At 67.0% G+C, this 12,723-nt stretch carries 9 protein-coding genes and 2 pseudogenes; 6 read left to right on the top strand and 5 right to left on the bottom strand.

The features are described 5' to 3' along the window. Positions 1-473 precede the first annotated feature (473 nt). A pseudogene (locus BLW82_RS24605) lies at positions 474-1,106 on the top strand (DUF3631 domain-containing protein); the annotation flags it as partial. Further along, positions 1,078-2,694 (top strand): annotated as a pseudogene (locus BLW82_RS24600) (relaxase/mobilization nuclease domain-containing protein); the annotation flags it as partial. The pseudogenes BLW82_RS24605 and BLW82_RS24600, both read left to right, overlap by 29 nt. Here the strand turns inward: BLW82_RS24600 and BLW82_RS24595 are convergent. From BLW82_RS24595 to BLW82_RS24570, 5 genes are all read right to left on the bottom strand, one after another. Next, on the bottom strand, positions 2,695-3,021 hold the full coding sequence (locus tag BLW82_RS24595) for a DUF6087 family protein (RefSeq protein ID WP_093501797.1): 327 nt from the start codon (positions 3,019-3,021) through the stop codon (positions 2,695-2,697). It lies immediately after the preceding pseudogene. A gap of 33 nt (positions 3,022-3,054) precedes the next feature. Beyond that, positions 3,055-4,242, bottom strand: coding sequence for an ATP-grasp peptide maturase system methyltransferase (tgmC, locus tag BLW82_RS24590; protein ID WP_093501795.1), 1,188 nt, complete (start codon positions 4,240-4,242; stop codon positions 3,055-3,057). Further along, positions 4,232-5,197, bottom strand: coding sequence for an ATP-grasp ribosomal peptide maturase (gene tgmB / locus BLW82_RS24585; protein ID WP_093508238.1), 966 nt, complete (start codon positions 5,195-5,197; stop codon positions 4,232-4,234). Before tgmB ends, tgmC begins: the two co-directional genes overlap by 11 nt. A gap of 5 nt (positions 5,198-5,202) precedes the next feature. Continuing rightward, positions 5,203-5,505, bottom strand: coding sequence for a putative ATP-grasp-modified RiPP (gene tgmA, locus BLW82_RS24580; protein ID WP_093501793.1), 303 nt, complete (start codon positions 5,503-5,505; stop codon positions 5,203-5,205). Positions 5,506-5,972: 467 nt separating this feature from the next. Next, positions 5,973-6,404, bottom strand: coding sequence for an ATP-binding protein (locus tag BLW82_RS24570; protein WP_093508237.1), 432 nt, complete (start codon positions 6,402-6,404; stop codon positions 5,973-5,975). Positions 6,405-6,657: 253 nt separating this feature from the next. Here BLW82_RS24570 and BLW82_RS24565 point away from each other — a divergent pair, with 253 nt between their 5' ends. From BLW82_RS24565 to BLW82_RS24550, 4 genes are all read left to right on the top strand, one after another. Then, complete coding sequence (locus tag BLW82_RS24565) at positions 6,658-7,914, top strand: helix-turn-helix domain-containing protein (RefSeq protein WP_093501791.1); 1,257 nt, start codon at positions 6,658-6,660, stop codon at positions 7,912-7,914. After that, entirely contained in the window at positions 7,899-8,429 is a 531-nt protein-coding gene (locus BLW82_RS24560) for a GNAT family N-acetyltransferase (RefSeq protein ID WP_093501789.1), read from the top strand. The genes BLW82_RS24565 and BLW82_RS24560 overlap by 16 nt, the downstream gene beginning before the upstream one ends. Positions 8,430-8,510: 81 nt before the next feature. Continuing rightward, entirely contained in the window at positions 8,511-9,050 is a 540-nt protein-coding gene (locus tag BLW82_RS24555; RefSeq protein WP_177233055.1) for a GNAT family N-acetyltransferase, read from the top strand. Positions 9,051-9,274: 224 nt separating this feature from the next. After that, positions 9,275-12,694 (top strand): NACHT domain-containing protein, encoded by a 3,420-nt coding sequence (locus BLW82_RS24550; protein ID WP_093501787.1) that lies wholly within the window; start codon positions 9,275-9,277, stop codon positions 12,692-12,694. Positions 12,695-12,723 lie beyond the last annotated feature (29 nt).

Below are 12,723 nucleotides of genomic sequence, written 5' to 3'. Positions count from 1 at the left end.
CCGCGGTCCCCGGCGAGGGCGTCCCCTGGCGCCGCAGGGCTCAGGCGGACACACGGTCCCCGGCGTCGGGGACCGTCGAGCACTCGGCGAATGTGGAAGCAGACGGGGACCGTCCCCAGCCGCCTGCTGATGCCGCTGTTGGGGACCGTCCCGGCGACGTCCCCGCTGCTCGGTCCCCGCACGCCCCGGTGCCCGTATCGGCATCCGGCGCAAATCCACAGGTCAGCGACGTCAAAATGGGGACCGGTCCCCAAGAGGCTGCAGTTGCACCAGGGGATCGCTACGGGGACCGTGATCACGGTCCCCGCCAGTCGCTGGGGACTGACAACCCCGTGGCGGGAACCGCCCAGCAGGAGGGGACCGATCCCGTCGACGTACGGGGACCGGATCACGGGACCGGCTCCCGGCCTCCTCGGGGACCGGCAGACCCTGGAGAACGGGGTTCCGATGAGGGTGCGGAACTGCTGGATGAGTTGCGGTCGGCGATCGGCAAGTACGTCGTACTGCCCAGTGACGAGGCGCTGACAGCGGTCACCCTGTGGGTGGCGGCCACGCACATCCAGACCGCGTTGCAGCACGCGCCGCGTCTGGCGGTCGTCGGCCCGACGAAGGGCTGCGGCAAGTCCCGGGTGCTGGACGTGCTCCACGAGACCGTCCACCAGCCGATCATGACGGTGAACATGTCCACGGCGGTGCTCTTCCGCATCATCGGCAAGAACCCGCGCACGATCCTCGTGGACGAGGCCGACACCATCTTCAGCAAGGCCGGAGACAACGAGGAACTGCGCGGCCTGCTGAACGCCGGACACCAGCGCAACCGGCCCGCCTGGCGCATCTCCGGTCCGGAGCACAAGCCGACCCCGTATCCGACCTTCGCCATGGCCGCACTGGCCTCGATCGGCGACCTGCCCGACACGATCACCGACCGAGCAGTCGTGCTCCGCATGCAAAAGCGCAAGCCGGGCGAGAAGGTGACCCCGTTCCGCTCGCGCTACGCCACACCGGAACTGAACGCACTGCGGGACAAGCTGGCCGCCTGGCTGGGCCCGCTGCGCGGCACGGCCGGCCGCATAGCGCCGACCATGCAAGGACCACACCGACCCGCACCTGGTCGCCTCCTGGGACGGCTTCGCCCCCGACCCCGGTCGCACCAACGACTTCGACGCCACCAGGAGGCTCCTCGTCGCCGACCTCGACCTGCACGTCAAACAGGCCCGGAGGCTCGGCCGCGCCCCCGAGAAGTACGTGTGGCACTGCTCCATCCGCGCCGCCCCCGAAGACCGCATCCTCAGCGACGAGGAGTGGGCCGATATCGCCCGCCGCGTCGTCGCCGCCACCGGCATCGCGCCCGACGACGACCCGGACGGCTGCCGCTGGGTCGCAGTCCGCCACGCACCGGACCACATCCACATCGCCGCCACCAAGGTCCGGGCGGATCTGCGCACCGCGCGGCACTGGAATGACTACCTCACCGCCGACCGTGAACTCGCCGCCATCGAGAAGGAATACGGCCTGCACGAGGTCGTACGCGGGGACCGCACCGCCGCCAAGCGACCCACCCGTGCCGAGCAGGAGAAGGCCCTCCGCGCCGGCCAGGAGAAGCCCGCCCGCGAACGGCTGCGCGCCACCGTGCGCACCGCCGTGGCCGCCGCCTCCAGCATGGAGGAGTTCGTTCACCTGCTCAGCCACCTCAACGGCGTGCTCGTGGAAGTCGTGTATTTCCCCTCCGGCGACGTCCGCGGCTACAAGGTCGCGGCCGAAGACACCACCACTGCTGGCAAGGAACCCGTCTGGTTCTCCGGGTCCGAACTCGCCCCGGACCTGTCCTTCCCCAAGATCCGACAGCGCCTGGAGGCCATCGACCGGCAGCCCGCCGACCAGCCGGGCTGGCGCAGGCCCAACCCCTGGCACCAGGCCACCGCCGCCACCGAACGCATCCCCCACCGCCTCGACCAGGACGACGATCAAGCCTCCCAGGCCCACCTCGCCGCCTTCGGCGAAGCCCTCGACGCCCTCCCCCTCCTCACGCCCCAACCCATGAGAACCGAACTACGGGAAGCAGCAACGGCGTTCGAGCGCGCCACGCGCTCCCGCATCGGGGCTGAACACCACCACACTCGCGCTCTGCGCGGCGCCGTGCGGGCGATGGTCCGCGAGCCCGCCCCCAAGGACGGCGCCATCCTGGCGATGTTCCTGGACGCCGCGATCCTCGTCGTGATCGCCGCCGCCCGTTGGCACGAGCTGCGCCACCACGACCAGCAATTCGCCGCCGCCCAAGAAACCCTGCACCACCTCCAGGCCGCCTACGACCAAGCCTCGGCCGAGCCCCTGGCCGCCCTCGCAAGTCGTCGGCCGCCTCGGCAGGTCGTGGATCGGCACATCCGACAACTACGCCAGGTAGTACCCGAGCACGTGGATCAGATCACCGCAGACCCCGCCTTCGACGCCCTCACCACCGCCCTCGCCGAGGCGGAGGCCGCTGGCCACAACGCGTCCACCGTCCTCACCAAGGCGCTCACCCAGCGCACCCTGGACGACGCCCACAGCCCCGCACGAGCACTGACCTGGCGCATCCACCGTCTCGCCGACAGACACGTACCAGGCCCACGCACGCAGGCAGTAACCCGTGCGCATCACATCGCAGTGCCTTCCACGGCTCCGCGACCGGAGCAGTCTCGGGCTCGGCGGCGCTGATCACCTCTGTGCTGGGCCCCCACCGTCCGAAGTGGGTGACTGGGGTTTGCGGTGCTTGCCGGTGCCGGAGCCGAGCGGCTTCGGCACCGGCCCGGTCAGCGTCGGCTCATTGACCTCGGGATGCAGGAGGGCCTTGGCCTCCGCCAGGTTGGCGACGAAGCCGTACGGCTCCCACGTGTGCCCGTTCCAGCGCTCGATGGCTCGGGGTGCATCCGGGTTCAGATGGGATGCCTTGGGGCCATCGCCGGAGACGACAGGTACGGCGCGGAGTCGGCCGATCTTCGAGTCACGGCGTTCCGCCCAGTCCTTCAGCGGCTCGTCGTCCATCCTGCGTTCCTCGCGTCGGCGGTGGTGGCTGTGTCAGGAGGGTAGCCGCCACTGCGGACCGCTCGGGTTTCCGAGCCAGACGACCTGTCCGTCGCGGGAGACGGTCACTCCGAACGCGGCGGTGCTCGGCGCGCCGTGCTCCTCCCAGGTGGCGATGGCCGACTCGATCACGTCCCAGAGACGTCGGGGGCCGCCCTGCCGGACCTCCCAGCCGCTGTCTGCAGCGGTGAGTACGGCGAAGGAATCGGTGACGCTGTCCAGTACGAACGTGCTGAGCGGGCTGCCGTCGACCGCCATGGAGAAGAATCGGGCGTCCGGTGCGGCGAGTTGTGCCATGAACGCCGGTCCGGAGTCGGTAAATGTCTCCGGTCCGTACGCGGCCTTCCGCTTCGTTCCGTCGGCGGGTCCCGGGACCATGCCGAGGCTCTCCGGCGCATCCTGCTGGCGGGCGATCATGAAGCTCGGGTCGTCCTCGCTGAACCAGCCGCTCGCGCTGTCGCCGGCGGCGATGAGTTTGACCAGGCCGAGGGAGCGCATCCAGCCTCGCAGGGTGGTGAGGATGACGCCGCCTGGCCGTACCTGTTCCAGCCAGGAGGGTGGGATGTTGCGGAAGCCGCAGGTGGCGATCAGCCGGTCGTAAGGCGCTCCGTCCGGGTGGCCGACGCGGCCGTCCCCCACCAGCAGGTAAGGGCTGTAGCCGGCAGCGGCGAGAGCCTCACGGGCGCGTCGGGCCACGCCCTCGTCCGTCTCGATCGAGGTCACTCTGCCGCTGTCGAGCCGGTGGCACAGCAGGGCCGTCGAGTAACCAGTCCCCGTGCCGATCTCCAGCACGTTCATGCCGTCGTGCACGTCCAGGTCTTCGAGCATCCGGACGACGAGGCTGGGCAGGGTCGATGACGAGGTCGGGGCCGCGTTGCTGATCGGCTTCGGGTCGGTCCAGTCGATGTCGTGGCGGTCGAACTGGGTCATCCATGTCTCGTCGGTGTAGACGAGCCGGAGCCACTCGTCCTGGTCGACAGTCTCCGGCGTCACGGGTTCCCAAGTGGTGACGCCAGGCGCATCGCTCTGCCGGTAGAAGCGCGGGACGAACACGTGGCGAGGCACCGCTTCAACGGCGGCTCGCCACTGTGGCGACCGCAGCCGGCCGTCCTCCTCCAGCTGGCGGGCGAGCCGAAGCCGTAGATCGGCAGCGGCCGTCTCGATATCGGGCTCACTGGCCATGGACACCTCCTTCCAGGAGGTCGGCGAGTGCGGCGGTCATTGGCAGACCGGTGGGCGGCTCCATCCATGCCCACTGCCCGGAAGGATTGCACTCGATGAAGATCCATTCACCCGAGTCGGTCAGGGCGAAGTCGAACGCCCCGAAGACGAGCCCGAAGTGCTTCAGGTAGGCGTGCATCGACTGCTCCACCGCGGGCGGGGCCGCAAGCGGCGTGTACGTGTGAGTGCTGTAGTCAGTCCGCCAGTCGAGGAGACCGGAGTCGATCTGCACGGCGAAGATCTGCTCGCCGATCACCGTGACCCGGATGTCGGCGACCTTGTCCACGCGCTTCTGGAAGAGGTGCATGGTGCCAGTCACGGAGTTATCGATCTCGTCGGCACTCACTTCGGTCACCGGGACTGTCTGGGCCTGGCCGTCGACCAGGTAGAGCGGCACCGAGATCGGCTTGAAGATGGCCGGGCCGTACTCCTTGATGAAAGCCCGTACGTCGTCCGGGACGTTGGTGATGACCGTGGGCGGCACCTTGAAGCCTGCCGCCGCTGCTGCCGCGAGGCCGGCGGGCTTGTACTCGGCGTCGCCGATGCGGTTGGGGTGGTTGACGTAGAGGCAGCCGGGCAGGGAGGTCAGGATGCCGCCGAGCCCGTAGCGAGCTTGGGCCACGGCAAACCGCGCATCCTGCTGGTCGAGGTGAGGGAAGGCGAATCCGGAGGGGCGCCGGTAGTACATGGAGCGCACGGCGCCCAATTCGGCATGTCGGCTCGGGGTCTGCACGCTTCCTCGCCAGCCGTCAGTGTCGCCGCCGATGGCGGCCGAGCACGACAGGGTGGCTGGGAAGTCACCGGAGTCGAACCGCACGACCGGGACACCCCGGTCGTGCAGCTCGGCAATCACGAAGTCCGCGGTCGGGTCGTCAAGGTTGGTGACGACCAGGACCGGACGCTCGTCGTTCGTCACCACAGTCACTGGTCGGTGTCGTTGCCCGTGTCGCTGTCCGGGGAGTCGCTGTTGCGGTCCCCCTGGCCGGTGGTGCCGGTCTTGGGGTTCGTACCGGAAGATGTGCCGTGGCCGGGGGACATGGTGGGCGCCCCGGAGGCGTCGAAGTACCGGGCGGTCTGCGTCGCCGGGTCCAACTTCACCGTCGCGTAACCGGAGTCCTCGACGGGCGGGTACGGGGCGATCCGGCGCAGGCCCCATGGGACGGCGGTCAGGTGTCCCTGCGGCAGCGGGCTGCCCGTGGGAAAGCGATCCATGTGGTTGAACACAATCTTCCTTTCGGTGGTGGAAGTAGCTGTGTGATGACTGTCTTGCTTGCCCGCTGGCCACCTGCGGCTTTCATGTGCCCAGCGGGAGCGGTGAGTGCCGGTCGGCGTCATACGGGATCAGGCGCGAGAACTTGCCGTCGAAGGCCCTCAAGCACACGCGTGAGCAGGGCTACTTCCGGCTCCCTGGCCTCGACGGCGGCTCGGCCCTCGGCGTACCAGCGGCCGAGATGCCGCTGCCATGCGTTGTCCGCTTGAACGACCTCGGCGCGTCTCTCCGAGCGCCAGGTCAGACTCCATATGCAGCTGGAGGAGATCGGCCGGTGTGATGCGCAGCGGCTCGGCGAACATCGACGAATCGCCATCGTCTGCCAGCTGGAGGGGCCCGAGTGTGACTTCCACGCAGGCGTCCGGGGCCGGATCGTCCACCAGCTCGTCTGCCCGCATCAGCCGTAACGAAATGCGGGGCCTCAACATGCGACCGGTGCTTCCGTGCCCGGCACTTCCAGCTCGGCCCACACGACCTTGCCCCAGCGCTTACGGTCGTAACCCCATCTCCAGCTGAGGGCTTCGACCAGGAGCAGGCCGCGCCCTCCCTCCGAGTTGTCATCGAGGTAGCCCGGCTCGGGAGTGTCCCGGCAGCTGTCGGCGACACCGATGCGCACCACGCGCTCGGCCGGCCGCGTGACCCGGACCCGGACGACACGGCACCGCGTATGACGGACCACGTTGTTGACCAGCTCGGCGACGACCTGGGCACCGTCCCCAGCCAACTCACCTATGCCCCAGGTATTCAGAGCAGCGGAGACGAGCAGACGGGCCCGGCGAGCGGATTTCGGCTCACACGGCATCGTCTCGGTGTACCCGGGCGCGCCGGTCGCAGTAGGTCGAGCTGCGGTCATGGTCACGAGAACATCCCTCCGAGGGTGGGACGCCCGCCCCGACGACGGGGTGACGACGGAACGGGCTCTTCTCCATGCCGCCGAGAGGAAGGGGGAATCGGAACCTCCCGACGGGCGATGACCAGTCAACGACCCGGAAGGGGACGGGAACAGGAAAGGTCGCTCCCTCGCCGGTCGCCTCGAACCGGAAGACTTTACGGTCCCGTGACCTGAGGGCTGGTTCACTCGATGCCACGGGTCTACCGTCGGTCACATGGCAGCGAACGCCATCCTCAAGAGCCGGATGGACGAACTCGGTCTCACGCAGGAGGAATTAGCAGGCCGGATGAACACCGCACTCGCGGACATCACCGGCCGACCCGGCGACGTCTCCGCCCGAACGGTACGCAACCTGCTGAACGGAACCTCGCGCCGGCCCATCGGACGCACATGCGCCGCTCTGGAGCGGGTGTTCGGCTGTCCGGTCGAGGACTTAGGGTTCAGCGCACCACGCACTATGCACCACCCGCAGGAGGAGGATCCCGTGCGGCGTCGCACCTTCATCGCCTCGGCCACCGGGACCGCAGCCGCAGCCGTCCCCTTGGTGGCCCAACGCCGCGCCGTCGGCATGTCGGACGTGGCACGCGCCGCCGCCGGAATGAACGCACTCGTCGAAGCCGACGACCGCCAAGGCGGTCATTCCGAACTGGAAAGGGCAGCCGCCGCGGGCCGCGACGGCGTCCTGGAGCTGCAACAGCGCAACGCCAGTGAACGTGTCCGCCGCGCCCTGTATGCACTGGCTGCCGAGTACACCACCATCGCGGCCTGGTCCTGCATCGACGCCCGCAACCTCGACCAGGCCCAGAATTACCTGAACGAATCCGCGACCTACGCTGGCCTCTCCCAAGACGGCCCCACCGAGATGCGGGTATGGGTCAACCTCTCCATGCTCGCCTATCAGCGGCACAACTGGCCCGAAGCACTCGCGGCTGCACAAGCGGCCCAAGCCTCCTACGCTGCTCGCCGGGACCCCTTCTTCGACTCACTGGGACGGGTCCGCGCCGCCCTCGCCTACGCGGCCCTCGGGGACGGACGGGCCGGCCTGCGGTCCCTGGGATCTGCCCAGGACACCTACGCCAAGACGGCGGAGCGCGAACGCCCGCGCTGGACGGCCTTTTACGGCCAGGCCGAACTCGACCACCTCGCCGCCATCGTGCAATTCAACAGCGGACGCCCCGCCCACGCCGAGGCCATGGCCTACCGCGCCCTGGCCAGGATCCCGGCAGCTTTCCGGCGCAACAAGGCCCTCGCCACCGCGCAGCTCGCCCTCGCTCAGCTCCACCAAGGCGACGCCGAGCAGGCCACGGTCACCGCCTCCGACGTCTTCACGATCATGGACGGCGATCCCCTGCCGGGCCGCATGCGCACGCTCATCGGCGACTTCCACCGGGGACTGTTCGTCCGGGCTCCCTCCACCGCCTACGCACGAGACTGGGCAGACCGCATGCGCACCGAATGGAGTCGAGCGTGACCGACCTGCGTCACTTCCAGCACGGAAACATCCCCGAGGGCTTCCGTCAGATGCTCATCGACGTACACGCCGACGCCTACGCCGACCAGATGGACGACCCCTTCCACCAGCGCTTCGCCTGGTTCGCCGACCATTGGTCCGGCATGGACGGCTTCTCCTGTGTCGTCGCCTACGACGGAGAAGAACCGACCGGCTTCGCCTACGGCGCTCCGCTCGCGCCCGGCCGCGAATGGTGGCGCTCCACCGGATACCGGCCGAACAACGGCTACTCCTCCACATACGCCGTGTCTGAGGTCATGGTGCGCCCCCACTGGCGCAAGCAGGGAATCTCTGAACGACTCCACGAAGCGCTCCTGAAGGAGCGAACGGAGGACCTCGCTGTACTCCTGGTCGACGTGACCCACCCCAAGGTGCAGGCGCTCTACGAGTCATGGGGGTACGCCAAGGCCGGCGAGCAGCAACCGTTCGCAGACTCACCGGTGTACGCCGTCATGGTCAAGCAGCTCCGAGCTTGACGCAGAAACTCGGGGAGACGCGTTGGGTGGCCCCAACTATTGGCGGAAGCCCAAGCACACCGCCGCCTGGAGGATGGCCGCATGACCACGGCGCCCGCCATCGAACTCCGCACCTTCACCACCCTCGGCACCGTCCGCGGCGACCTCCTCGACGTGTACGCCGACGTACGCGCCCCGCTCCTCCACCTGCCGAACTACGCCGTCACCGCGTTCGGCGAACGCCTGGACCGCCACGGCAGCGAGCCAGGGTTCACGGCGGTCCTCGCGTACGCGGACGGACATCCGGTCGGCTACGCCTACGGCAACACCATCGAGCACGGCGACCGCTACTGGCAGCGCACCAGCCCGATGCCGGCGGACAAGTACACCGAGCATCCGGCCGTGGCCTTGAAGGAGATCGGGGTCCGGCCGACCTGGCGGAAGACGGGTACGGCCCGCCGCATCCACGACGCCCTCCTCGCTACGCGCAACGAGCCGTACGTGACGCTCATGGTCAACTCGGCCGCCGGGGACGGAAAGGTCCACGCGCTCTACAGGTCGTGGGGATACGAGGACATCGGCCAGAGCCAGCCATCACCGGCCTCGCCGGTCCTCGCCGTGATGATCCGCGCAAGCCGCTGACCGGCACCCGGAACCGCCGCCCCTCTTCTAACAGCTGAGCGTGTAGCTCCCCGCTCGGACCGTCGAGCAGGGTCGTAGTTCGTAGGCACCGAGCTCCGGTGCCCCCGTGACGGGTGAGCCACCACGCTCGAAATCGCCCACAGACCCATCGCTGATGCTGGTTGGGCCGGGGCACTGGGCGCCTTAGGATCCGAGGACATCGGTACGGATCTACGGGGGTAAGCGTGGAACCCACAGCCATCGGCACCCGACTCGCCTCGGCCGCTATTGGGCCTCTCGTCAAGAAGCTCTTCGTCACCGAAGGTCCGGGGGCTGGCCTTGTTGACAAGCCGATCCGCATCTCCAGCTACGTATCCTTCAAGGGCGAGAAGCATGCCCTTACCAAATCCGACCTCCGCGATCTCGCCGACAAGCTAGTGAAACAAGCCCTGCGCTCCGGCGAACGTCCCGTCCCTAGTGACGAACAGCAGGCCGTCATCGATGCCCTGGCCACCACCCTCCACGCCCTCGGCGACCTGACCCTCACCGACCTCGAAGCCGTACGCCTTGGCCACTCAGCATTGGCCCGTGAACTGCGTCGCGCGAGCGACAGTCCCGAGCGTCATCTCACGGCCGACGCCACACACTTCTACGAGAACCTGCTTGAAACCGCATGCCTCCACATCCTTCACTTCTTCACGCAGCGCTCCACCTTCATCGCCCGCACCCTGGTCGAGCAGTCCCACGCTGTCAACGAACTTATCGCCAAAGTAGACGAGTTGATCCGCCGCAACCCCCGGCCCGGTGGCGAGGACGCCGCATTCGAGCAGGCGTATCTGACCTATGTGTCCAAGAAGCACGGCAGGCTCACGATCTACGGGATTGACCTCAACAATTCCCCGAGACGATGGCCGTTGAACGTGGCGTATCTGAGTCTGGAGGCGTCACCGATGTCGGGGCTCTGGCGGAGGGCAACGGCATGGGCCCGCGCCAGCGTTCGGGGCCACGATCCTGCGACCCTCGCTCTGCCCCACAGTCGCACCTTCATCGCCTCATTACTGACGCAGTCCGCAACAGACGATCTCTCTATGTCTGTCGCCGAAGAGTCTCAAGGAGACCTGGACAGCCTCCTGGCGATCATCGAACGGACCAGGCCCAGCCAGGACCACACGACGCATGCCGACAGGCTGTGGCTTACCTACAGCTCCATCCGCGACCCGTTCGCTACCCAGCCCGCGGACCAAGCCCTGGCAGCCAACCACCGCGTCCTCCTCCGCGGCGAAGCCGGCTCAGGCAAGACGACACTCGTTCAGTGGCTGGCTGTTGCGACTGCTGGCCAGGACCTCCCCGATCGCATGGATTACCTCTACGACCGCATCCCTTTCGTACTACCGCTCCGCGCGCTCACCCGCCACGGCGAGCGCCTCCCAGCACCCAAGGACTTTCTCTCTGCCACCGGCTGCCCGCTTGCCGGCACTCAGCCCGACGGCTGGGAGAACCGGGTCCTCGTCGCTGGGCGCGGCCTAATCCTCATCGACGGCATCGACGAAATCCCCGATCGAGAACGCGAGCGGACCCGGAGATGGCTGCTGGAACTGATCGAAACGTACGACGGGGACAACCGGTGGCTGATTACCTCCCGCCCATCGGCCGTAGGCCAGGACTGGCTCGCCGACGACGGTTTCATCGAGCTGTCGCTGTCTCCCATGGGCCCCAAAGCCGTCGCCACTTTCATCACCCAGTGGCACGATGCCGCACGGACCGATGCCGACGACGCTGCCGACCTCGATAGGTATGAGGGGCAGCTCCTCGATGCCGTCAGAACCGAGCCCGCCCTCGGCCGCCTGGCCACGAATCCTCTGATGTGTGGGCTCATCTGCGCCCTCCATCGCGACCGCCGAGGCTATCTCCCCCACGGCCGCAAGGACCTCTACGAAGCCGCGTTGTCCATGCTGCTCAGTCGACGCGACCGGGAACGGGACATGGCGGGCCCCGAACTTCGCGAGGAGCCGCAGCTTGATCTCCTCCAGCGACTCGCCTACTGGCTGATCAAGAATGGCCGTACCGAGATGGACCGTTCCCACGCAGAGGCCATCATCAATCGGGCTCTGCCCTCAGTCCCCGAAGTAGCTGCCCTGGGCAATGCGCCGACCGTCTTCGAACACTTCCTCCAGCGGAGCGGTCTCCTTCGCGAACCTGCTCCCGACACGGTGGACTTCATCCACCGCACGTTCCAGGATTTCCTCGGTGCTCGGGCAGCCGTTGAGGAGGCCGACTTCGGACTCCTCGTCGAGCACGCGTCGGACGATCAGTGGGAGGATGTCATCCGCATGGCGGTTGCTCTCGCGCGTCCCCGGGAACGCGTCACGATCTTCCGGGAACTCGTAGACTTGGGCGACCGTACATCCGACAAACGCGTCCAGGCCCGCATCTATCTGATCGCTACGGCTTGTCTGGAATATGCGACGTCCCTCGAACCTTCCGTACGCGAGGAAGTCGAACAGCGTACCCTCACCCTGATTCCCCCGGGTAACGAGGAAGAGGCTCACGCGTTGGCGGAAGTCGGGCCCTTGATCCTCCGCCTCCTACCTAGCCCCGAGGAACTCGATGACGGGGTGACTGCCTATCACGTGGCCATCGCAGCTTCCAATGTAAAGTCCGATGCTGCCATCACGTTTCTGTCCCAGTTCGTCGATCATCCCTTTCTCCCAGTCCGTGCCCAACTTCTTTGGGCCTGGCCTCGCTTCGACAGCGCCCGATACGCGGAGGAGATTATCGCCCGCCTAGATTCGAGCGCCCTCACGTACACCATCCAGCTCGACGACCAACTGCATCAGCTAAGGCGTCTAGGGCTGGAGCCGGAAATTCTGGATATCAGAAATGGCGTGTCCCTGGGGGCGCTGACCTCGTACGCCTCTCACCACGCGTTCACGCAACTCACGCTATCGAACACTGAGACACCCAATTTGGAATTCTTGGCTCAGCAATTGACACTGACGTCGCTCATCATCAATGATTGCCCGAACCTGGAGGATATTTCCGCAATCAGCGAACTTCCCATTCAGCACCTGGACATCACCGCCGTCGGTTCGGGCATCGACCTGCGACCGGTTTCACAGTTGCAGGACCTGGGATCGCTGGTGATCAGCGGCCCGCCCAGCCTGGGCTGGTCCACGGAATATCTACCGACCCACGCTCCGCTGCGCAGCCTGCGCGTGTCGGACGGCGCAAGGCCACTGCGAGGACTCCAAGGACTCAGTAGTCTTTCCCAACTCGTGGAACTCGGACTCAACCATGCATCCAGCCCGGCCTCAGCCGATGACTGGCGAGAGATTTGCGGCCTAATATCGCTAACCGATCTCATCGCATGTGCCGCATCATTCGAAACCCTTCCCCCAAACACAGTTCTGGCGAATGTAACCAGCCTGTCTCTCAGTGGCGGCGATGGGGAACGAGTCATCCAAGCGGCCGTCCATCGACTGGCCGAAGCCTTTCCTCGGCTAATCTCATGCGAGTTCACGGGAGACATGACGGCAGAAGGCGATATCGACATTACACCGTTGGCTCAACTGCCCGACCTACGAGATCTCCACATCGCAACGGAAATCAATCGAATTCGGGGTGCTGACGCATTGCCCTCATGCTTGAACCTCCACTTTCTGTAAACCCCGCACGCGAACGCTAAGCAGGAGGC

The sequence above is a fragment of the Streptomyces sp. Ag109_O5-10 genome (assembly GCF_900105755.1).
Taxonomy (GTDB): domain Bacteria; phylum Actinomycetota; class Actinomycetes; order Streptomycetales; family Streptomycetaceae; genus Streptomyces.
This window is presented reverse-complemented; position numbering and strand designations above follow the sequence as displayed.

What these genes read in the sequence shown, in the direction of transcription:
- BLW82_RS24595 (WP_093501797.1), bottom strand. Translation starts at nt 3,021, where the DNA reads ATGGACGACGAGCCGCTGAAGGACTGGGCGGAACGCCGTGACTCGAAG.
- tgmC (WP_093501795.1), bottom strand. Translation starts at nt 4,242, where the DNA reads ATGGCCAGTGAGCCCGATATCGAGACGGCCGCTGCCGATCTACGGCTT.
- BLW82_RS24570 (WP_093508237.1), bottom strand. Translation starts at nt 6,404, where the DNA reads ATGACCGCAGCTCGACCTACTGCGACCGGCGCGCCCGGGTACACCGAG.
- BLW82_RS24565 (WP_093501791.1), top strand. Translation starts at nt 6,658, where the DNA reads ATGGCAGCGAACGCCATCCTCAAGAGCCGGATGGACGAACTCGGTCTC.
- BLW82_RS24560 (WP_093501789.1), top strand. Translation starts at nt 7,899, where the DNA reads ATGGAGTCGAGCGTGACCGACCTGCGTCACTTCCAGCACGGAAACATC.
- BLW82_RS24555 (WP_177233055.1), top strand. Translation starts at nt 8,511, where the DNA reads ATGACCACGGCGCCCGCCATCGAACTCCGCACCTTCACCACCCTCGGC.